At 71.5% G+C, this 25668-nt stretch carries 13 protein-coding genes and 1 pseudogene; 7 read left to right on the plus strand and 7 right to left on the minus strand.

Going from position 1 to position 25668, the window contains the following annotated elements; genetic code table 11:
* From AC5Y5V_RS07805 to gabT, 4 genes are all read right to left on the minus strand, one after another.
* The coding region (locus AC5Y5V_RS07805) for a PE family protein (protein ID WP_499932502.1) at window positions 1–1860 on the minus strand (1860 nt) is incomplete at its 3' end.
* Between the two features lie 119 nt (window positions 1861–1979).
* Window positions 1980–6140, minus strand: a complete 4161-nt coding sequence (locus AC5Y5V_RS07810) for a PE family protein (protein ID WP_499932504.1) — start codon at window positions 6138–6140, stop codon at window positions 1980–1982.
* A 287-nt stretch (window positions 6141–6427) separates the two neighbouring features.
* Entirely contained in the window at window positions 6428–9883 is a 3456-nt protein-coding gene (gene car, locus AC5Y5V_RS07815) for a carboxylic acid reductase (RefSeq protein ID WP_499932506.1), read from the minus strand.
* A gap of 260 nt (window positions 9884–10143) precedes the next feature.
* Window positions 10144–11484 (minus strand): 4-aminobutyrate--2-oxoglutarate transaminase, encoded by a 1341-nt coding sequence (gene gabT, locus AC5Y5V_RS07820; protein WP_499932508.1) that lies wholly within the window; start codon window positions 11482–11484, stop codon window positions 10144–10146.
* Window positions 11485–11655: 171 nt separating this feature from the next.
* Between gabT and yajC the strand changes: the two genes are divergently transcribed.
* The 7 genes and pseudogenes from yajC (at window position 11656) to AC5Y5V_RS07855 (ending at window position 20863) form a co-directional block, all read left to right on the plus strand.
* Window positions 11656–12024, plus strand: coding sequence for a preprotein translocase subunit YajC (gene yajC / locus AC5Y5V_RS07825; RefSeq protein WP_499932510.1), 369 nt, complete (start codon window positions 11656–11658; stop codon window positions 12022–12024).
* A 97-nt stretch (window positions 12025–12121) separates the two neighbouring features.
* A complete protein-coding gene (secD, locus tag AC5Y5V_RS07830) occupies window positions 12122–13930 on the plus strand; it encodes a protein translocase subunit SecD (protein ID WP_499932513.1) in 1809 nt (602 codons plus the stop codon).
* 6 nt (window positions 13931–13936) lie between these two features.
* Window positions 13937–14704 (plus strand): annotated as a pseudogene (locus AC5Y5V_RS07835) (serine/threonine-protein kinase); the annotation flags it as partial.
* Window positions 14705–14872: 168 nt separating this feature from the next.
* Window positions 14873–16117, plus strand: a complete 1245-nt coding sequence (gene secF / locus AC5Y5V_RS07840) for a protein translocase subunit SecF (RefSeq protein ID WP_499932925.1) — start codon at window positions 14873–14875, stop codon at window positions 16115–16117.
* 15 nt (window positions 16118–16132) lie between these two features.
* A complete protein-coding gene (locus AC5Y5V_RS07845; protein WP_499932515.1) occupies window positions 16133–17773 on the plus strand; it encodes an ABC transporter substrate-binding protein in 1641 nt (546 codons plus the stop codon).
* 10 nt (window positions 17774–17783) lie between these two features.
* A complete protein-coding gene (locus AC5Y5V_RS07850; RefSeq protein ID WP_499932517.1) occupies window positions 17784–18320 on the plus strand; it encodes an adenine phosphoribosyltransferase in 537 nt (178 codons plus the stop codon).
* Between the two features lie 152 nt (window positions 18321–18472).
* The gene (locus AC5Y5V_RS07855; RefSeq protein WP_499932520.1) at window positions 18473–20863 is read left to right on the plus strand and encodes a RelA/SpoT family protein; all 2391 of its coding nucleotides are present in this window, start codon (window positions 18473–18475) and stop codon (window positions 20861–20863) included.
* A 64-nt stretch (window positions 20864–20927) separates the two neighbouring features.
* On the opposite strand, the gene AC5Y5V_RS07860 is transcribed toward AC5Y5V_RS07855, so the two are convergent.
* From AC5Y5V_RS07860 to AC5Y5V_RS07870, 3 genes are all read right to left on the minus strand, one after another.
* The gene (locus tag AC5Y5V_RS07860; RefSeq protein ID WP_499932929.1) at window positions 20928–22844 is read right to left on the minus strand and encodes a protein kinase domain-containing protein; all 1917 of its coding nucleotides are present in this window, start codon (window positions 22842–22844) and stop codon (window positions 20928–20930) included.
* 70 nt (window positions 22845–22914) lie between these two features.
* The gene (locus AC5Y5V_RS07865; RefSeq protein WP_499932933.1) at window positions 22915–24624 is read right to left on the minus strand and encodes a protein kinase domain-containing protein; all 1710 of its coding nucleotides are present in this window, start codon (window positions 24622–24624) and stop codon (window positions 22915–22917) included.
* Window positions 24625–24711: 87 nt separating this feature from the next.
* Complete coding sequence (locus tag AC5Y5V_RS07870) at window positions 24712–25542, minus strand: peptidylprolyl isomerase (protein WP_499932936.1); 831 nt, start codon at window positions 25540–25542, stop codon at window positions 24712–24714.
* Window positions 25543–25668 lie beyond the last annotated feature (126 nt).

Here is a 25668-nt window from a genome sequence, read left to right on the forward strand (position 1 = left end):
GCCACCCTGGCCGCCCGGCTTGCCCGGATCGAGCGTGGTGCCGTCGACGCCGTTGGCGCCGGTGCCACCGCGTCCGCCGTCGCCGCCGAGGCCGCCTTTGCCGCCGGTGCCGTTGCTGCCTGCCGCGCCACCGTCGGTGCCGCTGCCCGCCGCGCCGGCGGTGCCACCGGTGCCGCCCTTGCCGCCGTCGGAGCCCATCCCGCCGGTGGTGCCGGTGTTGGTGCCACCTTGACCGCCGGTGCCGCCGACCCCGCCCACGCCACCCTTGCCGCCGTCGCCGCCGCCGACCCCGCCGATGCCGGCGCCGCCGTCGCCGCCTTTACCGCCGGCGCCGCCCTGGCCGGCCTCGCCGCCCGCGGTGGGCGTAACACCGCTCGTACCGTGGGCGCCCTCGCCGCCGGTGCCACCAAAGCCGCCGCTGCCGCCGGTGCCGCCGACACCGTTGGCGCCGCCGTCGGTGCCGGCGCCGGCCGCGCCCCCCTTACCGCCGGTGCCGCCTTGACCGCCTGAGGTCCCGATACCGACGGCGTTGCTGTTGGGGGCGCCCTGCCCGCCGGTGCCGCCGACCCCGCCGGCGCCGCCCTTGCCGCCGTCGCCGCCGCCGACGCCGCCGATGCCGGCGCCTCCGGCACCGCCCGTGCCGCCGTTCCCGCCCAGTCCGCCCTGCCAACCACCGGTGGGCGGAGTGATGGAAGCGCCGTTGGCGCCTGTCCCGCCCGTCCCGCCGGCGCCGCCGACCCCGCCCGTCCCGCCGGTGCCGTTGGCCCCGTGCGCGCCGGCGCTGCCCAGGAAATTGGTTGCCGCTGTCGCGCCACCCGCCCCCCCGACACCGGCGTGACCGCCGGTCCCGCCGGTCCCGCCGTCACCGCCGGCCTTGCCGACGTCTGCGCTGCTACCGCCGCTGCCGCCGGCGCCGCCGACGCCGCCCGCGCCACCGACACCGCCACCCCCGCCGGTTCCGCCGGAGCCGCCGAGTAATGCGTGGTTGGCCCCACCGACTCCGCCGGTCCCGCCGGACCCACCGGTGCCGCCGCCCTGCCCGGGGCCGCCCGTCGCGCCCTCGGCGCCCACACCGCCCGCTCCGCCGATACCGCCGTCACCGCCGGTCCCGCCGGCCCCGGACACCGACACCACCTGCCGGTTCGCTCCACCCGCCCCGCCGTTGCCGCCGTCGCCGCCGGTTCCGCCGGCCTGGCCCGTCGGGGTCGCACCGGCCGCGCCGGCCCCGCCGATGCCGCCGGCTCCGCCGTTGCCGCCGCCGATCAGGCCGTTGGCCCCGCCCGCGCCGCCGTTGCCGCCGTTTGCGCCCGCGGTGATGGCATCCCCGCCGGCGCCGCCCGCACCGCCGGCGCCCCACAGTCCCGCTGACCCGCCCGCGCCGCCTGTCTGTCCCGCCGCACCCGACCCGCCGGCCCCGCCGTCGCCCAGAATCCAGCCCCCGTCCCCACCGGCGAGCCCACTGCCGGCGGCTCGGTCGGCACCGTTGCCGACCAGCGGACGGCCGGTCAACAGCTCGACGGGCGAAAACAGCGTCAGGTCCTGGGCCGCCTGCACCAGGACGTGCAGCAGGGAGGTGTTGGCGGCCTCAGCCCCCGCGTATGTCCCCGCTCCGGCAAGCAACGTCTGCACAAACCCGGAATGGAACAGCGCGGTTCGCGCGCTGAGCGCCTGAAAATCCCGCGCATAGCCGCCGAACAACCTCGTCACCGTCGCCGACACCTCGTCCGCGGCTAAAGGGGTGATCGTCGTCGTCGAGGGCGCCGCCGCCGCACTGGCTGCCCGCAGTGCCTCGCCGATACGGCTCAAATCCCCGGCCGCTGCGGCCAGCGTCTCCGGTGCTGCGGACAGATAAGAAGACATTCGGACCCCTTGCCTCGTTGTGATGGGACATCCAAAGCGCGCAGAACTTTACAACCGGTCCGTCGCAGTCACTTTCGATTAGAGAGACCTCATAGGAACATCACTTGACGAGCAGACGGTCAGCCGGACTCGCCGTCACCGCCTCTGCCGTTGGCCTGGCCCATGGCGGCGCTGCCAGCCTTTCCGCCCTGGCCCGCGATGCCGGAGGTGCCGCCGCCGGAGCCGCCGTTGTTCTGATCGGCGCCGTTGTTGGCGCCCGGCCCGCCGACGCCGCCCTGAATGCCATTTGCGCCGTCTCCACCGACGAAGGCCACGGGGTTGTTGTTAATAGTGGTCGCGCCTGCGCCGCCGCCACCACCGCCACCGATACCAGCCCACCCGGCAGCGCCGGACGACCCGACGCCGCCCTCGCCACCCGAGGCTGACGCGGTCGACTTGGAGGCGCCGCCCCCGGCACCGCCGTCGCCGGCGACGGCGCCGATTGCGCCGGCGGCCCCACCTCCGCCGCCGCCCCCGCCGGCGGCGCCCCCGCCAGCGGTAACTCCGGCGGCGGCCCCTCCAGCCCCGCCGCCTCCGCCGCCACCACCCGTGCCACCGGCGCCGCCCGAAACGGCGCCGCCGCCACCACCCGTGCCGCCAGAGCCCCCTTCGCCGAATGCGCCGGAGCCGCTGTTGCTGGACGTTCCGCCGCTGCCGCCGGTACCACCGGTGCCGCCCTGGCCTCCGAGGGCACCGCCGCCTCCACCGTCACCGCCGCTGCCACCTGCGCCGCCTCCGCCGCCCCCGCCGCCGAATCCGAGGGTTAAGGCGGAGCCCGTAGCGTAGTCGCCGCCGTCGCCGCCTCCGCCGCCGTTTCCGCCGGTGCCGCCCTGGCCGCCCAAGGTGTTGCCGGCACCGGCCACCCCGCCGCCTCCACCGGCGCCGCCGGTGCCGCCCTGGCCGCCGCGCGCGCTCGCGGTGGTGAAGATGCTGCTGCCCATATTTGTGCCGCCGCGGCCGCCGTCGCCGCCGTCGCCGCCGGTGCCGCCCTGGCCACCGACGCCACCGCCGACACCGTTGATGCCGGCGCCGCCGTCGCCACCCGTCCCGCCGGACCCGCCCGCACCGCCCTTGTCGCCTTCTGTCGGTGTGAGCGAGGTGACGCCGGCAGTGCCGGTGCCCCCGTCCCCGCCTGCGCCGCCCTGGCCGCCGGTGCCGCCGGTGCCGACGGCCCCGTCCGCGCCGAGGTCGGTGCCGAGGCCCGCCGCGCCCGCGGTGCCGCCGGTGCCGCCTTTGCCGCCGCTCGTCCCCGCCCCGCCGCTGTTGCCGGTGTTAGAGCCGCCCGCGCCGCCGTCGCCGCCGCTTCCGCCGTTACCGCCCGTCCCGCCGGTGCCGCCGCCGGAGCCGCCGATGCCGGCACCGCCGTCGCCGCCCTGACCGCCCGCGCCACCCTGGCCGCCCTGGTGGCCTCCCGTCGGATTGGTCGGGTCGTCGGTGCCGGCGAGGCCGATGCCGCCCTTGCCGCCGTTACCGCCGTGGCCGCCGCTGCCGCCGGTGCCGATGCTGCCGTCGTCGCCGCCGTCGGTGCCGATTCCGGCCGCGCCGGCCGTGCCGCCGGTGCCACCCTTGCCGCCTTGGGCGCCGTCAGCGATCGGCATGGCGGTGCCGGTGTTGGATCCGCCCAGGCCGCCCGTGCCGCCGGTGCCGCCGGTGCCGCCCTTGCCGCCGTTGCCACCGCCTTGGCTGCCGATACCTGCCCCGCCGTCGCCGCCTTGTCCGCCCGCGCCGCCCTGGCCCCCTTGATGGCCCGCCGTCGGATTGGTCGGGTCGTCGGTGCCGGCGATGCCGGTGCCGCCCTTGCCGCCGGCGCCGCCCTGGCCGCCGGTGCCGCCGGCCCCGATGCTGCCGGTGGCCCCGCCGTCGGTGCCGACGCCCGCCGCGCCGGCGGTGCCGCCGGTGCCGCCCTTTCCGCCGTCGGCGGCGTCCCCGCCGAGGTTGCCGGTGTTGGAACCGCCGACGCCGCCCGTGCCGCCGGCACCGCCGGCGCCGCCCTTGCCGCCGGCGCCGCCGCCTTGGTTGTTGATGCCGGTGCCGCCGTCGCCGCCTTGGCCGCCCGCGCCACCCCGGCCGCCCTGGTGGCCCTGCATCGGATTGGTCGGGTCGCTGCTGCCGGCAATGCCGGTGCCGCCTTGGCCGCCGGCGCCGCCCTGGCCGCCGGTGCCTCCGGCGCCGATGCTGCCGGTGGCCCCGCCGTCGGTGCCGACGCCCGCCGCGCCGGCGGTGCCGCCGGTGCCGCCCTTACCGCCGTCCGCTCCGTCGCCGCCGGTGTTGCCCGTGTTGGTGCCGCCGAGGCCCCCGGTGCCGCCGCTGCCCCCGACGCCGCCCTGGCCGCCCTTGCCGCCGCCCTGGTTGTCGATGCCGGCGCCGCCGTCGCCGCCTTGGCCGCCCGACCCGCCTTGGCCGCCTTGGCGGCCCTGCGTCGGGGCGGTGGGGTCGTCGGTGCCGTTGATGCCGGTGCCGCCCCTGCCGCCGGTGCCGCCGTGGCCGCCGACGCCACCGGTGCCGCTGCTGCCGGCGGCCCCGCCGTCGGTGCCGACGCCCGCCGCGCCCGCGGTGCCGCCGGTGCCACCCTTGCCACCATCGGCGCCAGTGCCCGCGACGGTGTCAGTGTTGGTGCCGCCCTGGCCGCCGGAGCCGCCAATTCCGCCGACGCCGCCCTGGCCGCCGGAGCCGCCGCCTTGGTTGTTGATCCCGGCGCCGCCGTCGCCGCCTTGGCCGCCCGTCCCGCCTTGGCCGCCCTGGTGGCCCGCGGTGGGCGTCAGGCCGGAGGTGCCGTTGTCGCCTGTCCCGCCTTGGCCACCGGTGCCGCCTCGGCCGCCGACGCCGCCGACGCCGTTGCTGCCGTCGGCGCCACCGTCGGTGCCGTGGCCCGCCGCCCCCGCGGCACCGCCCGTGCCGCCCTTACCGCCCTGAGCGCCGGCACCGCCGGTGCTGGCGGTGTTGTCGCCGCCGGTGCCGCCGGTGCCACCGACGCCGCCAGTCCCGCCGCTGCCGCCCGCACCGCCGCCGACGCCGTTGATGCCGGCGCCGCCGGCACCGCCCTTGCCGCCGGTTCCGCCGAGACCGCCCACGTCGCCCGCGGTGGGCGCGGCGCCGCTCGGACCCGACACCCCGGTGCCTCCGGTCCCGCCCGAGCCCCCGCCGCCGCCTGTCCCGCCGACGCCGTTGGCGCCGGCGGCCCCCGCGCTGCCGACGACGTTCGTGGCCGCTCCCACCGCGCCGCCGGCGCCGCCGGCGCCGGCATGACCACCGGCCCCGCCCGTCCCGCCGTCGCCGCCTTTGGCGCCGATGGCTGTCGCGTCGCCGCCGGCGCCGCCCTCGCCGCCCGTCGCGCCGGACCCGCCCTGGCCGCCGGTGCCGCCGGTGCCGCCGAGCAGCGCCTGGTTGGCCCCGCCGACACCGCCCACGCCGCCGCCACCGCCGACCCCGCCGGTAGTTCCCGTCATGCCGGCCGGTCCGGTCGCTCCCGAACCGCCGTCGGCCCCAGCGCCGCCGACCCCGCCAGCACCACCGGTCCCGGACACCGAGAACAGCTGCCGGTTGGCCCCGCCCGCGCCGCCGTCCCCGCCGGCCCCGCCGGCCTGCCCCGTGTGCGCCTCGCCGGCCGCACCCGCGCCGCCGACCCCGCCCGCACCGCCGTTGCCGCCGCCGATCAGGCCGTTGGCCCCACCGGCGCCGCCTTTGCCGCCGGCCGCACCCGCCGCGGTCGCGTTCCCCCCGTCGCCGCCGCGGCCGCCGGCGCCCCAGAGCCCCGCCGACCCGCCGGCGCCGCCGGCCAGCCCGGCGGCACCGGACCCGCCGTTGCCGCCGTTGCCCAGGATCCAGCCGCCGTCGCCGCCGGCGAGCCCGCTACCGGCGACCGCGTCTGCGCCGTTACCGATCAGGGGCCGCCCCGTCAGATCCCGGACGGGGGAAAATACCGCCAGGCTTTCCGCAAGGGATTGCAGCGGTGAAACATTGGCCGCCTCGGCCGCCGCATACGAGCCGGCGCCGGCCAGCAAAGCATGGACAAAGCTGCCGTGAAACAGCGCTGTGCGCGCGTGGAGCGCCTGAAAATCGTGGGCGTAGCCGGCGAACAGTCGCGTGATGGCGGCCGAGACCTCGTCGGCGGCCAGGGGAGCGATCGCCGTCGTCGACGGCGCCGCCGCCCTACTGGCCGCTCGAAGCGCCTCCCCGATCCCTTTCAAGTCGTCCGCCGCGGCGGCCAAAATCTCCGGTGCTGCAATTACCTGCGTCGACAACTCGAAACTCCTGTTCTCAAGCTGACCAATGGCTAATTTGCGCGGAAAAGATACCGGGATCGCGGGGCGTCGTCATCCAATTCGGGTAGCTACTAAGAATTTTCAAATATCCGAGGTCGCAGCAGGGCAGTGATCGAGCCTGCGGTGAGGGCTGGGTCTCGCTCGCGAACGTGACCCTCGATGCTAGGTCGACGGACGGACCCGAATACCCCGCGCCGAACAGACGCAAAAGCACCCATTTCCACGCTGAAATGGGTGCTTTTGCGTCTGCTCGCGCTACGGCCGCGCTAGAGGAGGCCGAGCAACCTCAGGTCGCTGACGTACTTGGCGATGATCGCCGGACCGATGTGCGGAATGTCCTTGTCCGCACCGATTTTCGCGTCCTGGACCGCCGCCCGGAACCGGTCGGTCGGTGCCATCGAACCGCGCAACGGCCGCTCCGGCTTCTGGTAGTTGTGCAGCAACGGCAGCAACGACGCGTTGCGCTGCTTCTCGGGCAGACCGCGCAGCGTGGTCTCGAACCGCGCCAGCCACTCGCCGTAGTCGGCGATCCGCTGGATCGCGCAGCCGTCCTGCACCAGCCAGTCGACGAACTCGTCCATGCCGATGCCGTCGTCGTAGGGGTTCATCACGTGGTACGTCTGGTACCCGTCATCCCGCCGCGCACCCAACGTCGATATCGCCTCGGCGATGAATTCCACCGGCAGCCCGTCATAGTGGGCGCGCTGCCGCTCGCCGTCCTCCGACAGTTCGTAGAACGAGCCGGGAGCGACGCCGGTGGCGACCAGGCTCAGCATCATGCGGGTGAACATGTCGGGCACGTTGAGCTGGCCCGCCCATGTCGTGTCGGCCAGGATCATGTCGCAGCGGAACACCGCGACCGGCAGGCCGCACAGGTCGTGCGCCTCGCGCAGCAGCACCTCGCCGGCCCACTTGCTGTTGCCGTAGCCGTTGGCGTAGCTGTCGTTGATCCGGCGCGTCGCGCTGATGACGCGGATGTCGGCGTCCTCGGTGAACTTGCCGGGCTCGATCTGGTCGCCGACGCCGATCGTGGACACGTAGGTGAACGGTTTCACCTTGGACGTCAACGCGATTCGGATCAGCTCCGCGGTGCCCAGCGCGTTGGGGCCGAACAGCTCGCTGTACGGCAGCACGTGGTTGACCAGCGCCGCGGGGTCGACGATCAGGTCCACCGTGTCGGCGAGCCGCTGCCAGGTGACGGCGTCCAGGCCGAGGTTGGCCTCGCCCTTGTCGCCGGCCAGCACCTCGAGATGCCCCGCCAGGCGCTGGTAGTGCGCCAACAGCTTGGGGTCTCCGCTGTCGAAGGTCTTGTCCAGCCGCGCGCGTGCCTCGTCGTCGGACTTGGCCCGCACCAGCGCGATCACTTTGCCGTCGACCAGGCTCATCCGCTCCAGCCAGTCCAGCGCCAGGTAGCGACCCAGGAAGCCGGTCGACCCGGTCAGCAGGACCGTCCGCGCCTGGACATCGGCCCGCGGCAGCTGAGCAGCGGCCGCCAGCGTGTCGGCGTCGATGAACTTGTCCAGCGTCAGGTCGCTCGCGTGCACCTCGACCGCGTCCCGACCGTGAACCGAAGCGAACGTCGGGCGCTTGGAGCCGCCCCGCTCGGCCTCGATGTAGGCCGCGACGGCCGCCAGATCGTTGGCCGGGCTGACGATCACGCCCACCGGCACGTCGACGTCGAAGATCTCGCGCAGCAGGTTGCCGAACGTCAACGCGGACAACGAGTCTCCACCCAGGTCGGTGAAGTGCGCATCCGGCGAGAGGTCGCTCGCGGCGCTGCCCAGCAGCGCACCCGCGGCACGGCTCACCGTGTCCAGCACCGGCGCGTCGGCGCCGCTTTGACGCAGCTCGCTCAGCTCGTTGGCCTGGCCCGCGGCCAGGTCGGCGTAGAGCTGTTCCAGCCGTTCGCCGTAGTGCTGCTTGAGCTTCGGCCACGCCAGCTTGCGGATGCCGGTCAGCAGGCCGTTTTCCAGGGTGAACGGCGTGGTCTCGACGATGAAGTCGCGCGGCACCTCATAGGACTGCAAACCCGCCTCTTTGGCGACGGCCTGCAGCGAGTCGGCGATCTCCGACTTCGACGCGTTCACGTCGGTCGGCACCACAACGGCCAGCAGGTAGGGGTGCGCGCTGTTGCCGTAGACGTAGATCTGGCGGACCAGCGGGCTGTTGCCGAACACCGCCTCCAGCTTGGCGACGGTGACGAACTCGCCCTGCGCCAGCTTGAGCACGTTGTTGCGACGGTCGACGTACACCAGACGGCCGGGCGCCACCTCGGCGACGACGTCGCCGGTCCGGTAGTAGCCGTCGGGGTCGAAGACGCCGGCGGTCACCTCGGGCCGCTTGTAGTAGCCGGGGAACATGTTCTCGGTCTTGAGCAGCAGCTCGCCCCGCGGATGCGGCCGGTCGGTGGCGTAGTAGCCCAGGTCCGGCACGTCGTCCAGCTTGTAGTCGATTACCGGCGGGCTCTGGATCTCGCCGTCGAACAGCACCATCCCGGCCTCGGTCGAGCCGTAGCCGTCCAGCAGGCGCATCTGCAGCAAGGACTCCACCCACGCCTTGAGCTCCGGCGACGTCGGCGCCGAGCCCGTCATCGCGAAGATGAACCGCCCGCCCAGCAGGTACTGGCGCACGTCGTCCAGCACGTCCGCCTCGTTGCCGCCGCGGTCGACCTGCCGCTGGTATTCGGCGTACAGCGTCTCCCAGATGCGCGGCACGAAGTTCAGCTCGGTGGGCCGCACCAGCTCGAGGTCCTCCAACAGCGTCGAGAGGTCGCTGCGGGCCGCGAAGTACGCCGTGCCGCCGTTGCCGAGGGTGCCGTAGAGGATGCCGCGGCCCATGACGTGGCTCATCGGCATGAAGTTGAGGGTGATCGACGCGGCGCACTCGCCGAACCAGTTGCGGCTCGACCGGCACCACATTTTGCCGACGTTGCTCTGCGGGTACATCGCGCCCTTGGGCGCGCCGGTGCTGCCGGAGGTGTAGATCAGCAGCGCCAACGGGTTGGCTTCGGCGGGCTCGGCAACCGGCTCGACGGGCAGGCCCTTGCCGCGCTCGATCACGTCGGCCAGCGTTTCGACGCTGACGGCGGTGTCGGCGAGCGCGGCGACGGCGGCGTCGAAAGCCTCGCGCTCGTCGTCGACCTCGGGGTGGTAGTCGAACACCACGAGCTTGGCGGGCGTGTGGCCGCCCAAGATGAGCTCGACGGCGTCGGGCAGCTGGTTCACGCTCGCCGCGACGACGGTCGGCTCGGTCTCCTCGACGATCGGGCGCAGGCCGCTGACGGCCGCGCTGGTCTGCAGCGGGACCGACACGGCACTGATCTTGGCCAGCGCGACGTCGATGGTGGTGAAGTCGACGCTGTTGAAGCCCAGCACGGCGACGCGGTCGCCGGCGCGCACGGAGTCGTGGGTCAGCGCGCGGGCCAGGGCGCCGACGCGCTCGCTCAGCTCGCCGTAGGTGACGGTCTCGAAGCGGGGGAGCAGCTGGGAAACCGTGCGCCCGGTCTTGGGGTCCTGGACGAATTCGACGACGCGCTGGCCCAGGGCCGGGCGGTCGGCGTAACCGTCGAGCACGGTCTGGATGATCTGCGGCAGGCGCAGCCCGGGTTGCTCGAGGGCTTCGACGACGGCCGGGTCCGGCCTGGCGGCGGCGAATTGCGGGTCATTGGTGGTCAGTTCTTCTATGCGGCGCTCGAGCCGCTCGTCTTGAATAAAGGTCGACATGACAGTCCCTAGCGATCAATGAAAATTAGGTGGTTCGCGCAACGTTGCGCTGATAGATAGAACGTTAGCCAAGCTAAAGGTATTCCCGCAAGGGTCCGCGCTGCTAGTCCACTGTGAATTGCACCACCGCCTGGCTGCGGCGTGGCATTCGTCGCGTCGCGTGTGGGGGATATGCACGTTTCCTCGACGGTTTTCGTCCATATCCCCACACTCGTGGGGACGCGGCGCGGCGCCGTACGCAGCGGCGCCCAGCCTGCCTGTTACAGGTCCGCCAGCAGCCCGGCGAGGACGTCGACACCTTCGATCAGCAATTCGTCGCTGATGGTCAGCGGCGGCAGCAACCGGATGATGTTGCCGAACATCCCGCAGGTCAACACGATCACACCGGCCGCATGCGCCGCGGTGGACAGCTTGAACGTCAGGTCGGGGTCGGGGTCGGCGGTCCCGGACTTCACCAGCTCGATGGCGATCATCGCGCCGCGGCCGCGCACGTCGCCGATCCGGTCGTCGGCGGCCTGCAGGGGCAGCAGTCGATCCATCATCAGCCGCTCGATCTCCTGCGCCCGCTCGATCAGGCCGTCGCGTTCGATGGTCTCGATCGCGGCCAGCGCGGCGGCGCACGCCACCGGATTGCCGCCGAACGTCCCGCCCAGGCCGCTGGTGTGCGGGGCGTCCATGATCTCGGCCCGGCCGGTGACCGCGGACAGCGGCAACCCGCCGGCGATGCCCTTGGCGGTCACGATCACGTCCGGCGCTAGATCCTCGTGTTCGCAGGCGAACATCGCACCGGTGCGCGCGAAACCGGTCTGCACCTCGTCGGCGACGAACACCACGCCGTTGTCGCGGCACCAGGACAGCAGACCGGCCAGGAACCCGGGGGCCGGGACGATGAACCCGCCCTCGCCGGCGATCGGCTCGATGATGACGGCGGCCAGGTTGTCGGCGCCGACCTGCTTCTCGATGACGTTGATGGCCCGGGCCGCCGCCAGATCACCGTCGGTCGCCATCTCCTTGTCGATCAGGCCGTCACGATAGGGATAGGACAGCGGAGCACGGTAGATCTCCGGCGCGAACGGGCCGAAACCGCTCTTGTACGGCATGGACTTGGCGGTCAGGGCCATCGCCATGTTGGTGCGGCCGTGGTAGGCGTGGTCGAACGCCACCACCGCAGGCTTACGGGTGTGCGCGCGGGCGACCTTGATCGCGTTCTCGACGGCCTCGGCGCCGGAGTTGAACAGCACCGAACGCTTCTCGCCGCTGCCCGGGGTGATCCGGTTGAGCTCCTCGGCGACGGCGACATACTCCTCGTACGGCGTCACCATGAAGCAGGTGTGGGTGAAGTCGGCGACCTGCTCGCGGACGGCGTCGACCACGCGGGGCGACGAACTGCCGATCGTGGTGACCGCGATGCCCGAGCCCAGGTCGATCAGCCGGTTTCCGTCGACGTCCTCAACGATTCCGCCGGCGGCACGCGTCACGAACACCGGCATGGTGATACCCACGCCGTGCGACACCGCCGAGACCCGGCGTTTGGTCAGTTCCAGCGATGCGGGACCCGGGATCTCGGTGGCCAGATGACGACTCTGCTCGAGGCTGGCCACCAAAATCCTCCTCACTGCGGGCGTGCCCGCAACCATGAATAGAGCCCCGCACAGGGCGCGCATCACGCGCCAATAAAGCCTAGCCGCTAGCCGGGTGGGCAGCCTGCCAGACTGGGCGGGCACACTGGACCGTTAACGAGTACCGATACGAAAAGAAAGATAGGCGCTTCGATGCAAGGTATGGCCTTTCCACTCGCGATGCTGGTCCTCATCGGCGGGTTTCTGTGGTTTACGAACCGCCGCCAGCGGCGGGCGATGCAGGCAACCATCGACCTGCACGAGTCGCTGCGGCCGGGGGACCGGGTGCACACCACGTCCGGCTTGGAGGCCACCATCACCGACGTCGCCGACGACACTGTCGACCTCGAGATCGCGCCCGGGGTCGTCACCACCTGGATGAAGCTGGCGATCCGCGACCGGATCCTGCCCGACGAACTCGCCGACGCCGACTATGACGCCGACGAAGACACCGACTACGGCGCCGACGAGACGGACGACTCCGACGCCGCCGCCGAGACCCAGGCCAGCAAGGAGTCCTGACACACCGAAGGCCCTGCAAACGCGACACGTAGTCTTTTCCGGAGTCGCTTCGAGGTCTTCGGGGTACTGAACCGATTCTCAAGGAGATATACGGAACGTGGCATCGTCTTCGGCGCCGGTATACCCAGCCCGCTACCTGTCGGTGTTCCTGGCCCTGCTCATCGGCGTCTACCTGCTGGTTTTCCTCACCGGCGACAGGAAGGCGTCCCCGAAGCTGGGCATTGACCTGCAGGGTGGAACCCGCGTCACACTGACCGCGCGCACGCCGGACGGCTCCCGCCCGGGCCACGACGCGCTGGCCCAGGCGCAGCAGATCATCAGTTCGCGGGTCAACGGGCTCGGCGTCTCCGGTTCGGAGGTCGTCGTCGACGGCGACAACCTGATCATCACGGTGCCCGGCCACGACGGCGACGAGGCCCGCAACCTGGGCCAGACCGCGCGGCTGTACATCCGGCCGGTGATCCAGGCGATTCCGGCGCAGGCTGTCGAACCGCCCAAGCCCAAGGCGCCCGCCGCACCGGCGCCCGGCGGTCAACCCGGCCCCGCGCCCGCGCCCGGCGGTCAACCGGCCCCCGCGCCGGCGCCCGGCGCCAACCCGGCTCCGCCGCCCGCCCCCGGCGCCGGCCCGGCCCCACAGCCGCGGCCTTACCCGCAGGACCCCACCCCGGCGCCCGGTCCCTCTCCGGCGCCCAGCCCGGCGCCGGCACCTAGCAGTGGAGCTCCCGCCCCGGCGGAGGCGCCGCCTGGTGAGGTGCCCGCGCCCCCGGACCCGCGCAAGGAACTCGCGGAACGCATCGCGGCCGAGAAGGGCTGGCGGCAGAGCACCCGGCAGGGTGTCCAGTTCCTGGCCCTGCAGTACCAGGCCACGCTGTGCGCCAAGAAGGGCTACCAGGACATTCTGGCCGGCAACGACGACCCGAAGCTGCCGCTGGTGACCTGCTCGCAGGACCATAAGGCTGCGTACCTGCTGGCGCCGTCGATCATCAGCGGTGACCAGATCCAGGACGCCAGCTCCGGCATGAACCAGCGCGGCCTGGGCTACGTCGTGGACCTGCAGTTCAAGCCCGCCGCGGCGGCCATCTGGGCCGACTTCACCGCCGCGCACGTCGGCACCCAGACCGCGTTCACCCTGGACTCGCAGGTCGTCAGCTCCCCGGTGATCCAGGAGGCGATCCCCGGCGGCCGGACCCAGATCAACGGCGGTGACCCGCCGTTCACCTCGTCCACCGCGCGCCAGCTGGCCAACGTGCTGAAGTACGGGTCGCTGCCGCTGTCGTTCGAGCCGTCGGAAGCCCAGACGGTGTCGGCGACGCTGGGCCTGACGTCGCTGCGGGCCGGGCTGATCGCGGGCGGGATCGGTCTGATCCTGGTGCTGTTGTATTCGCTGCTGTACTATCGGGTCCTCGGCCTGCTCACGGCGCTGTCGCTGATCGCTTCGGGGGCAATGGTTTTCGCGATCCTGGTGCTGCTGGGCCGCTATATCAACTACACCCTGGACCTGGCCGGGATCGCGGGTCTGATCATCGGCATCGGTACCACCGCGGACTCGTTTGTCGTGTTCTTCGAACGCATCAAGGACGAGATACGCGAAGGCCGTTCGTTCCGATCGGCCGTTCCGCGCGGTTGGGCGCGGGCCCGCAAGACGATCGTGTCGGGCAACGCGGTCACGTTCCTGGCCGCCGCCGTGCTGTACTTCCTGGCGATCGGCCAGGTGAAGGGGTTCGCCTTCACGCTGGGTCTGACGACGATCCTCGACCTGGTGGTGGTGTTCCTGGTGACCTGGCCGCTGGTGTACCTGGCGTCCAAGTCGTCGCTGCTGTCCAAGCCCGCCTACAACGGCCTTGGCGCGGTTCAGCAGGCGGCCCGCGAACGCCGGACGTCAGCTTCAACGACGGGACGGGGTTAAATCCTCATGGCGACAAAGGACTTCGGCCGCTACGAACTCCGCGACCTGCTGGGTCGCGGCGGGATGGGCGAAGTATTCAGCGCGTATGACAGCGAGACCGACCGCGTCGTCGCCGTGAAGCTGCTGCCGGCGCACCTGGCCGAGGACGTGGACTTTCAGCGCCGCTTCCGCCGCGAGGCCAAGACGGCCGCGGGGTTGAACGATCCGCACGTGGTGCCCATTCACAGCTACGGCGACATCGACGGCCAGCTGTATGTGGACATGCGGTTGATCGAGGGGCCGGATCTGGGGACGCTCATCGCCGACGAGGGCGGGAAGCTCAGTCCGTCGCGCGCGGTCAAGCTGATCGAGCAGGTCGCCTCGGCGCTGGACACCGCGCACGAGGCGGGCCTGGTGCACCGCGACGTCAAGCCGTCGAACATCCTGGTGGCCGCGCGCGATTTCGCCTACCTGATCGATTTCGGCATCGCCCGCGCCGCCGCGGACACGTCGGTGACGGCCGACGGGCAGACCGTCGGCACCTTCGCCTACATGGCCCCGGAGCGGTTCAGCGGCACGGCCGACGCCGCCTCCGACGTCTATTCGCTGGCCGGCGTGCTGTACGAGTGCCTGACCGGCCAGCGTCCGTACCCCGGCGACAGCATGGAGCAGCAACTCGCCGGGCACCTCACCGGCGACGTGCCGAAGCCGTCCAGCGTTTCCGACGACATCCCGAAGGCCTTCGACGAGGTGATCGCACGCGGAATGGCCAAGGATCCCGACGAGCGCTACTCGACGGCCACCGAGCTGGCGGAGGCCGCCCGCTCGGCGTTGGGGGAGTCGCCCAAGAAACCGGCCGCGAAAGCGAAGCCGGCGACGAAAAAGCCCCCGGCCAAGTCGGCCGCCAAGACCGCCGCGAAACCGGCCGCGAAACCGACTGAGTCCACAGCGTCCACGAAGGTCATTGCGAAGCCGGTCGTCGGCGAGGCGCCGCACCACAGCTTCCTGTCTCGGCTCTACACCGGCACCGGCGCATTCGAGGTGGTGGGACGGCGTCGGCTCTGGTACGGCGTCAGCGGCGCGATCGTCGCGATCGCCCTGCTGAGCATCCTGGTCCGCGGCTTCACGTTCGGCATCGACTTCAAGGGCGGCACCACGGTGTCGATGCCCGCTAACGGCGTGCACGGCACCGTGCAGACCAGCCAGGTGCAGGACGTCTTCAGCAAGACCATCGGCAAGGATGCTGAGGCGGTCGTCATCGTGGGCAGCGGCTCCTCCGCGACGGTGCAGATTCGTTCCGAGCACTTGGACAACCAGCAGACGGCGAAACTGAAGACCGCGCTGTTCGACGCGTTCCAGCCGCAGGTGGACGGAAAGCCCAGCAAGCAGGCGATCAGTGACTCGGCGGTGTCGGAGACCTGGGGCGGTCAGATCACCGTCAAGGCGCTGATCGCGCTCGGGGTGTTCGTCCTGCTGGTCGGCGCTTATATCGTGGTGCGTTACGAACTCTGGATGGCCGTCTCCGCGCTGATCACCATGTTCTTCGATATCACGGTCACCGCCGGTGTCTATTCGCTGGTGGGCTTCGAGGTCAGCCCGGCCACGGTCATCGGACTGCTGACGATCCTGGGTTTCTCGCTCTACGACACCGTCATCGTGTTCGACAAGGTCGAGGAGAACACCCACGGCTTCCAGCACACCACCCGGCGCACCTTCGCCGAGCAGGCCAACCTGGCGATCAACCAGACCTTCATGCGCTCGATCAACACCAGCCTGATCTCCGTGCTGCCGGTGCTGGCGCTGATGGTGGTGGCGGTGTGGCTGCTCGGTGTGGGCACGCTGAAGGACCTGGCGCTGGTGCAGCTCGTCGGCATCCTGGTCGGCACCTACTCGTCGATCTTCTTCGCCACGCCGCTGCTGGTCACCCTGCGCGAACGCACCGAGCTGGTGCGCACCCACAGCCGCCGGGTGCTGCGGCGGCGCAGCCCGGCCGCGCAATCCGGGGCCAAGGCGGTGAGCGCCGATACCGCCACCGCGGCCGACGACGACGAAGCGGCGACGGAGACCGTCGAGGCCGCCACGCAGGTCAGCAGCACCGCCAAGACGGTCGCTGCCAACGCCGCGAGCAAACCGGCGCCGGGCGCGAAACCGGTGCGGCCCACCGGAACCCGGCGCCCGACCGGCAAACGCAATGCCGGCCGGCGTTAGTCGGGGCTAGTCAGCATGGCCGGCTACCGGTGGACGCTCCTGGGTCTGACGGCGGCGCTGACGGCGGCTATGACGGTGAGCGGGTGCTCGAGCAGCGCCGCGGGGCACATCGACTACGTCGTCGACGGCGCGCTGATCAGCTACAACACCAACACGGTCGTCGGCGCCGCGTCGGCCGGAGCGCAGGCATTCGCCCGCACGCTCACCGGCTTCGGCTACCACGGGCCGGACGGGCAGATCGTCGCCGACCACGACTTCGGCAGCGTCTCGGTGGTGGGCGGGGCGCCGCTGGTGCTCGACTACCAGATTGCCGACAACGCGGTCTATTCCGACGGCAAGCCGGTGACCTGCGACGACCTGGTGCTCACATGGGCGGCCCAGTCCGGCAAGTTCCCCGCCTTCGAGGCCAACACCCAGGCCGGCTACGTCGACATCGCCAACATCGAATGCATCCCCGGGCAGAAGAAGGCCCGGGTGACGTTTGTCCCGGACCGCGGCGTGGTCGACTACGGTCAACTGTTCGCGGCGACGTCGATGATGCCGTCGCACGTCATCGCCGACCAGCTGAAGGTCGACGTCACGGCGGCGCTGCTGGGTAATCAGATCCAGCTGGTGAACGAGATCGCCAAGCTGTGGAACACCATCTGGGATCTCAAGCCGGGCCTGGATCTGAAGCGTTTCCCGTCGTCTGGCCCGTACAAGATCGAATCCGTCCTGCCGGGCGGCTCGGTGGTGCTCACCGCCAACGATCGCTGGTGGGGCCCCAAGGCGGTGACCAAACGGGTGACCGTGCGGCCGCAGGGCCCCGACATCCAGGACCGGGTCAACAACCGGAATGTGGACGTGGTCGACGTCGCGGCCGGGTCGTCGGGATCGCTTGCCACGCCCGACAATTACGAGCGCATCGACTATCCGTCGGCCGGTATCGAGCAGCTGATCTTCGCGATGCAGGGACCGCTCGCGCTGGCCCGTGAGCGCCGCGCGTTCGCGCTGTGTACCCCGCGCGACGTGATCGCCCGGGACGCCGGGGTGCCGATCGCCAACTCCAGGCTGTCGCCGGTGGCCGACGACTCCGTCGCCCAGGCCGACGGGGCCGCCCAGGCCGGCCAATTCAGCAAGGCGGACCCCGCCGCCGCCAAAGGCGCCCTCAACGGCGCGCCGCTGGCGCTGCGGGTCGGTTACCAGGGGCCCAACGCCCGGTTGGCGACCGCCGTCGGGGCGATCGCGAAGTCCTGCGCCGCGGCCGGCATTACCGTCACGGGCGTCACCATCGACACCCCCGGCCCGCAGGCGCTGCGGGAGGGCAAGATCGACGTGCTGCTGTCCAGCACCGGCGGAGCCACCGGCAGCGGGTCCACCGGGGCCTCGGCCATGGACGCCTACACGCTGCACAGCGGCAACGGCAACAACTTGTCCGGCTACGCGAACCCGCAGATCGACGGCAATATCAACGCGATGGCGGTGTCGGCCGACCCGGCCGAGCGGGTCAGGCTGCTGACCGAGAGCGCGCCCATCCTGTGGGGCGACATGCCGACCTTGCCGCTTTACCGCCAGCAGCGCACGCTGTTGATGTCGAAGAAGATGTACGCGGTGGGCAAGAATCCGACCCGTTGGGGCGCGGGCTGGAACATGGACAGATGGGCCCTTATGCAGTGAGATTGCAGTGATGCGGGGTGGGGGGACGACGATCGCCGAGGTAATTGCGGGGCTGACCCGCGACGTCGCCGACTTTCCGAAGGCCGGCGTGCGGTTCAAGGACCTCACGCCGCTGTTCGTCGACCCCGACGGCATGGCCGCGGTGACCGACGCGCTGGCCGAGCTCGCCACCGGGGTGGATCTGGTGGCCGGCATCGAATCGCGGGGGTCGATGGTGGCCGCGGCCGCCGCCGCGCGGCTCGGCATCGGCGTGCTGTCGATCCGCAAGCGTGGCAAGCTTCCGCCGCCGGTGCTCACCGAGGAATACACCCGGGAGTACGGCGGCGCCGCCATGGAGATCCCCGCCGACGGCATCGACCTGCGGGGTCGCACCATCGTGATCATCGACGACGTGCTCGCCACCGGCGGCACCCTGGGCGCTGCGCAGCGGCTGCTGGTGCGTGCCGGGGGAGACGTGATTTCCGCGGCGGTGCTGATCGAACTTCCCGCGCTCGGCGGCCGCGAGGCGATCGCCCCGCTGCCGGTGCACAGCCTGAGCATGGCCTAGCCGCGCGAAGGGGCGCCGCGCAGGCCGACTGGCGCCGAGTGTGCGGCCAGCCGCACGTTGGGCGCCGAACGTGCGGCCGGCCGCACGTTGGGGCCGCGCAAGGCCCGACACCCGATATCCTCGAAGGGCGAAGGCGACTTTCGGAGGTAAACGTGGCGGACGACCAGAGCACGGCGCAAGCCGTCGTTGCGCCGCCCGCAGAAACCGATGCGGAAACCCCGATGGTCGTCGAGCCGGTGCCAGAGGCGCCGCCCGAACCGCCGGTAGAGGCGCTCAAGACCACCAGCAGCGCGTCGCGGCGGGTCCGCGCCCGGCTGGCCCGCCGGATGACGGCGCGCAGCGGCGCCCTCAATCCCGTGCTCGAGCCGCTGGTGGCGGTGCACCGGGAGGTCTATCCGAAGGCCAACCTGTCGTTGCTGCAGCGCGCCTTCGAGGTCGCCGACCAGCGCCACGCCAGCCAGCTGCGCCATTCCGGCGACCCGTACATCACCCACCCGCTGGCCGTCGCCAACATCCTGGCCGAGCTGGGCATGGACACCACCACGCTGGTCGCCGCGCTGCTGCACGACACCGTCGAGGACACGGGTTACACGCTGGAGGCCTTGAGCGAGGAGTTCGGCGAAGAGGTGGGCCATCTGGTCGACGGCGTGACCAAGCTGGACCGCGTCGTGCTGGGCAGCGCGGCTGAGGGCGAGACGATCCGCAAGATGATCACCGCGATGGCCCGCGACCCGCGAGTGTTGGTGATCAAGGTCGCCGACCGGCTGCACAACATGCGCACCATGCGCTTCCTCCCGCCGGAGAAGCAGGCCCGCAAGGCCCGCGAGACGCTGGAAGTCATTGCGCCGCTGGCCCACCGGCTGGGGATGGCGAGCGTCAAGTGGGAGCTAGAGGACCTCTCGTTCGCGATCCTGCACCCCAAGAAGTACGAGGAGATCGTCCGGCTGGTCGCCGGCCGGGCGCCGTCGCGGGACACCTACCTGACCAAGGTCCGCACCGAGATCACCAACACCCTCAACGCCTCGAAGATCAAGGCGGTGGTGGAGGGCCGGCCGAAGCACTACTGGTCGATCTATCAGAAGATGATCGTCAAGGGCCGCGACTTCGACGACATCCACGACCTGGTCGGCATCCGCATCCTGTGCGACGAGATCCGGGACTGCTATGCCGCTGTGGGCGTGGTGCATTCGCTGTGGCAGCCGATGGCGGGCAGGTTCAAGGACTACATCGCCCAGCCCAGATACGGCGTCTACCAGTCGCTGCACACGACCGTCGTCGGCCCGGAGGGCAAGCCGCTGGAGGTGCAGATCCGCACCCGCGACATGCACAAGACGGCCGAGTTCGGCATCGCCGCGCACTGGCGCTACAAGGAAGCCAAGGGCCGCAACGGAGTTCCACACCCGCACGCCGCCGCCGAGATCGACGACATGGCCTGGATGCGTCAGCTGCTGGACTGGCAGCGGGAGGCCGCCGACCCGGGCGAATTCCTGGAGTCGCTGCGCTACGACCTTGCGGTGCAGGAGATTTTCGTGTTCTCACCCAAGGGCGACGTCTTTACGCTGCCGACGGGATCCACTCCGGTGGACTTCGCCTACGCGGTGCACACCGAGGTCGGCCACCGCTGCATCGGGGCGCGGGTCAACGGCCGACTGGTGGCGCTGGAACGCAAGCTGGAAAACGGCGAAGTCGTCGAGGTTTTCACGTCCAAGGCGCTCAACGCCGGGCCGTCGCGGGACTGGCAGCAGTTCGTGGTGTCACCGCGCGCCAAGACGAAGATCCGCCAGTGGTTCGCCAAGGAGCGCCGCGAGGAGGCGCTGGAGGCGGGCAAGGAAGTGATGGCCCGCGAGGTGCGTCGGGGCGGGCTTCCTTTGCAGCGCTTGGTGAATGGCGAGTCGATGGGCGCCGTCGCCCGCGAGCTGCACTACACCGACGTGTCCGCGCTCTACACCGCGATCGGTGAAGGCCACGTCTCGGCGCGCCACGTCGTGCAACGCCTGCTGGCCGAACTCGGCGGTCTCGACCAGGCCGAGGAGGAGCTCGCCGAGCGGTCCACCCCGGCGACCATGCTGCGCCGCCCGCGCAGCAACGACGACGTCGGCGTCTCCGTGCCCGGCGCTCCCGGCGTGCTCACCAAGCTCGCGAAGTGCTGCACTCCGGTGCCAGGCGACCAGATCATGGGGTTCGTCACCCGCGGGGGCGGCGTCAGCGTGCACCGCACCGACTGCACCAACGCCGCGTCGCTGCAGCAGCAGGCCGAGCGCATCATCGAGGTGCTGTGGGCGCCGTCGCCGTCGTCGGTGTTCCTGGTGGCCATCCAGGTCGAGGCCCTGGACCGGCACCGCCTGCTGTCGGACGTGACGCGCGTGCTGGCCGACGAGAAGGTGAACATCCTGTCCGCGTCGGTCACCACGTCGGGTGACCGGGTGGCGATCAGCCGGTTCACCTTCGAGATGGGCGATCCCAAGCACCTCGGGCACCTGCTCAACGTGGTCCGCAATGTCGAGGGCGTCTACGACGTCTACCGGGTCACGTCCGCGGCCTAGTTCCACCGCCGAAACTGCGCCGACGGCGCCGAAACTGCGGTGAGGGCGCTGCTTTCGACGTAATTCACGCCCTGAACGCAGCCCCGATGCGAGCCCGACGGGCACGAATCAGCAGGAACACCAGCACGCCGATCAGCACCAGCGCCAGCCCGGCCAGCGTCGCGACGACCCACCCCGGCGGCGAAAGCAGATCCGACACCGGGTCCGGCCGCGCCGCGCCCGGAGTGGGCGCCACCGGTTCCGCAGGCGACATCTCGAAACTCAGCGGCAGCGCACCGTACTTCAGGTCGTTGGCCAACCCGCGGGCGGTGGATTCGTCAAACGGCGGATCGCCACCGCTGATCTGGGTTCGGCCGCCGGGAATCGCCTCCTGGATCGTCGGCGCACTGACGACGCGCGAATCCAGCGTGAACGCCACCTGGGTACCAACGTGCGCGGCGGTGTACTCGGCCCACGTGTTTGCCGCGGCGGGCTTGAACAACAGGTCGACGACGTGGTCTCCGGTTTGCTGGCTCACGCTGGTGCCGGCGTCCTGGACCTGGTCGCCGCCGATAATCGAAGGTCCGAGCAGGTACGCCACCTTTCCGTCCGTCGAGCAGGTGATCAGCGGCAGGGTCGGGTCGTCATTACCGGCCAAGATGTCGCCGGGGCCGCAGCGGGCCGCCTGATATTGCAGCGCCAGGAACTGAATGCGCGGGTTGGTGTTCTGCCGGAGCTTCTTCTCGTTCGCGATGCGCTCGGCGAGGGACGCGGGTGGATCGGCCGGCGGGGGCGGCGCGGAGGCCGGGGGCGCCGGTGCGGGCCCCTCGGACGCGGGCGTCGCGGGGGGCTGCGCCGGCACGGACTGGATCACCGGCCGCAGGTACAGCCGCGCGGTCTGGCTGATGTTGCGGGCCTGGCCGGCGTCGCTTCCCGGCACCGTCACCACCACGTTGCTGCCGTCGACGACGACCTGCGCGCCGGAGATCCCCAGCCCCTTGGCCCGGGCGGCGATGATCTGCCGCGCCTGCGACAGCGCCTCGGCTGAGGGTGCCGAACCGTCGGGAGTCCGCGCGGTCAGGGTGATCCGGGTGCCGCCCTGGCGTTCGACGGAGTGGTCGGGCCGGTGCCCCCCGGCGACGAGGACGCCGAGCAGGTACGCGGCGATCAGCACGATCAGCGACGCCACCAGAGAGCTCGCCACCCATGATGACGAGGCCGTTGCCGCGGGCCTGACGGGCACCCTCGGCATGGTCGTCAACGCCGCGCGGGCGTCCTCGGCCAGCGCAAGCGCGCTCTGGTAGCGCTGGTCGGGGTCCTTCGCCATGCCGCGGGCGATCACGGCATCAAAGCCGGCCGGGACGTCGGGGCACAGAGCCGACGGCGCCGGGGGCGGAGCGGCCAGGTGTCCCGCCAGCTGCTGCTCGGGACTGTCGCCGGCAAAGGGCCGCCGGCCGGTCAGGCATTCGTACAACACGCAGGTCAGCGAATAAATGTCGGCGCGCGGGTCGGTGGTGCCGCTGAACCGCTCGGGCGCCATGTAGGCCATCGTGCCGACGGTCTGTCCGGTGTTCGTCAGCGCGGTGTCGGCGGCGGCGCGCGCGATGCCGAAGTCGATCAGGTAGGCGAAGTCGCGGGCGGCGATCAGGATGTTCGACGGCTTGATGTCGCGGTGCACCAGCCCGGCCCGGTGCGCGGCGTCCAGCGCGGACGCGACCTGTTCGATGATCGCCACCGCCCGCGCGGGGTGCAGCCGGCCATCCATCAACAGCGCGCCCAAGTCGCGCCCCTCGATCAGGCGCATGTCCACATAGAGCCGGCCGTCGATCTCGCCGTAATTGTGGATGGGCACTACGTGCGGGTCGTTGAGTCCCGCCGCGGTGTGCGCCTCACGCTGGAACCGTTGCCGATAATCGGGATCTTCGGCCAGGTGCGCCGGCAGTAGCTTCACCGCGACCTCCCGGTCGGTCGCGCTGTCGTGGGCCCGGAAGACCTCGCCCATGCCTCCGCGGCCCAACACTCCCAGCAGTTGATACCGGCCGAACGAAGCCCCCGGCGCTACACCCGTCACGTCACTCCACCCGCACCGATTCGATCGTCACCGGGGTCGCGGGGGTTCCGTCGTCGCCGCCCCCGGCGACGCCGGCCTTGGCGATCTTGTCGAGGGTGGCCAGGCCTTCGTCGTCGATCGTGCCGAATACCGTGCAATGCGGCGGTAGCTCGGAGTCGCGGTAGACGAGGTAGAACTGGCTGCCGTTGGCGTCGGGCGTGTTGGTCGCCATCGCCAGCGTTCCGCGCGGGTACAGCACCGGGCGGTGTGGCGCGGGATCGTTGGATCCGTACTGGTTGGCCGGGTATTCGTCGTCGAAGCGGTAGCCGGGGCCGCCGGTGCCGTCGTTGCGGGTGGCGCCGCATTGCAGCACGCTCAGGGTCTGCGAGGTGCTCAGTCGGTGGCATTGCGTGCCGTCGAAGAACCGCTGCCGTGCCAGGCTCACGAAGCTGTTCACCGTGCACGGCGACTTCTGGTTGGAGAGCTTGAGGCCGACGTTGCCCTGGTCGGTCACGATGTCGGCAGCGATCTCGGCCGGCTCGGTGGGCACCTTGCCCGCGCGCGGCGGCTCCGCGGCCTGGCCGCCCGGCTCCGGCGACGACGGGTACTGGCAGTCGGCGCCCAGCTCGGGCGGCGGGGTGAACGCCGGCAACTGCGGCACGCCGGCCTCGGCCGGCGCCTTCGACGACGGGACGGTCGCGGCCTTGTCGTGGTGCGACGTGAGGTTGCCGATCACGGCGACCACCGCCGCCAGCGCCAGGATCGGCGCGGCGACCAGGGCCACGATCAAGAGCACGGATCTGTGCGGCTTCGGGGCGGGGGCCTCGGGCTCCGGGGCTGTGGGCGCCGGCCCGGTGAACTGCGGTCCGGCGGGTTCCGGTTGCGTGGGCGTCGGCCCAGCGGGTTCTGGTTGCGCGGGCTTCGGCGGGAAGCTGCCGGTGGGCGCCGACGACAGCGGCGTCGGCCCCGGCGCACCGCCCAGCGCCGCCCTGGCGGCCCGGGCGAGGTCGAGCGCCGTCTGGTAGCGCTCGTCGGGGTCCTTGGCCATGCCGCGGGCGACCACCTCGTCGAGCGCCGGCGGGACGCCGGGCGCCATGGCCGACGGTCGTGGCGGCGGCGTACTCAGGTGTCCGGCGAGTTGCTCCTCGTACGTCGCGCCCGGGTACGGCCGCTGTCCGGTCAGGCACTCGCACAGCACGCACGCCAGCGAATACACGTCGGCACGCACATCCGTTGTGCCCCTGAAACGTTCGGGGGCCATATACGCCATGGTGCCCATGGTGTGCCCGGTGTTGGTGAGGGTGACGTCCGTCGCGGTGCGCGCGATTCCGAAGTCGATCAGGTACACGAAGTCCCGCGCGTCGGCGACCAGGATGTTCGACGGCTTCACGTCGCGGTGCACCAGACCCACGTGGTGGGCGCTGTCCAGCGCGGCCGCGACCTGCTCGATCACCGTGACCGCCTGCGAAGGGCTCAGCCGCCCACCGTTTTCGGCGATAAAGGTGTTCAGGTCGCGGCCCTCGATGAGCCGCATGTCGACATAGAGCTGGCCGTCGATTTCACCGTAGCCGTGGATGGGCACGATGTGCGGATCGTTGAGGTTGGCCGCCGCGCGCGCCTCGCGACGGAACCGCTGCTGGTACGCGTCGTCCTCTGCCACCTGCGGGGGCAGCACCTTGAGCGCCACCACCCGGTCGGTCGTGGCGTCATACGCCCGGAAAACCTGCCCCATCCCGCCGCGGCCCAGCGCGCCCCGCAATTCGTATCGCCCGAAAGACTCTGGGGTCCCCACGCCCACGACCATAGCGTTGCGTCAGCTTCAGTCGAGCAGGACCGACGTGATGGTCGTCTGGGCGACGGGCTTGCCATCGGTTCCGCCGCCGGCGGCTCCACCCTTGGCGATCTTGTCCAGGGTGGCCAGCCCGTCGGCCTGGATCTTGCCGAAGACGGTATACGTGGGCGGTAGCTGCGAGTCCTTGTAGACCAGGAAGAACTGGCTGCCGTTGGTGTTGGGTCCGGCGTTGGCCATCGCCAGGGTGCCGCGCGGGTAGACGACCGGCTGCTGCAACCGGGGATCACTCGGCGGGTATTGGTCGGTTGGGTATTCGTTGGCGAACTGGTAGCCGGGGCCGCCCGCGCCCGTGCCCTCCGGGTCGCCGCACTGCAGCACGCCGAGCGCCGGGGCGGTGGTCAGCCGGTGGCATGGCGTGCCGTTGAAGTAGCCCTGGGCGGCCAGGCTCGCGAAATTGTTGACCGTGCAGGGTGATTCGTTGTTGGCCAGCTGCAGCCCGATCGGGCCCTGACTGGTGGCCATGCTGACGCTCACCGTGGCCGGCTCGGTCGGCACCTTACCGGTCCGCGGCGGCCTGACCGGTTTGACGGCGCCGGCCTGCGACGGCGGGTACTGGCAGTTGGCGCCGAGGTTGGCCGGGGCGGTGAACGGCGGCAGCGTGCCGGCCGGCGGCTCGGTCCCCGGGGTGCTGCTGCTGGGGGTGGCCGCGCTCGAGGTTGTCGTCGAGGCAGCGTCCGGGTGCTCGTTGCCGTTTCCCGTGACGATCACGATCGCGACTGTCGCGGCTACCACCGCGATCGACGCGCCGACGATCGTCGGGACCAGCCACCGTCGGGTCGTAGCGGGGCGGGGCTGCAGGTGGCTGTCGAGCGGCGGCCACGGGGCCTGCTGGGTCGGCGGCTGCGCGGCCCAACCCGGCGGCGCGGCCCAATCCGGCGGCGGCGGGACGGGCGGCGGTGGCATCGGCGGCGCGATCAGCGCGGC

It is taken from the genome of Mycobacterium sp. NGS68, assembly GCF_059812195.1.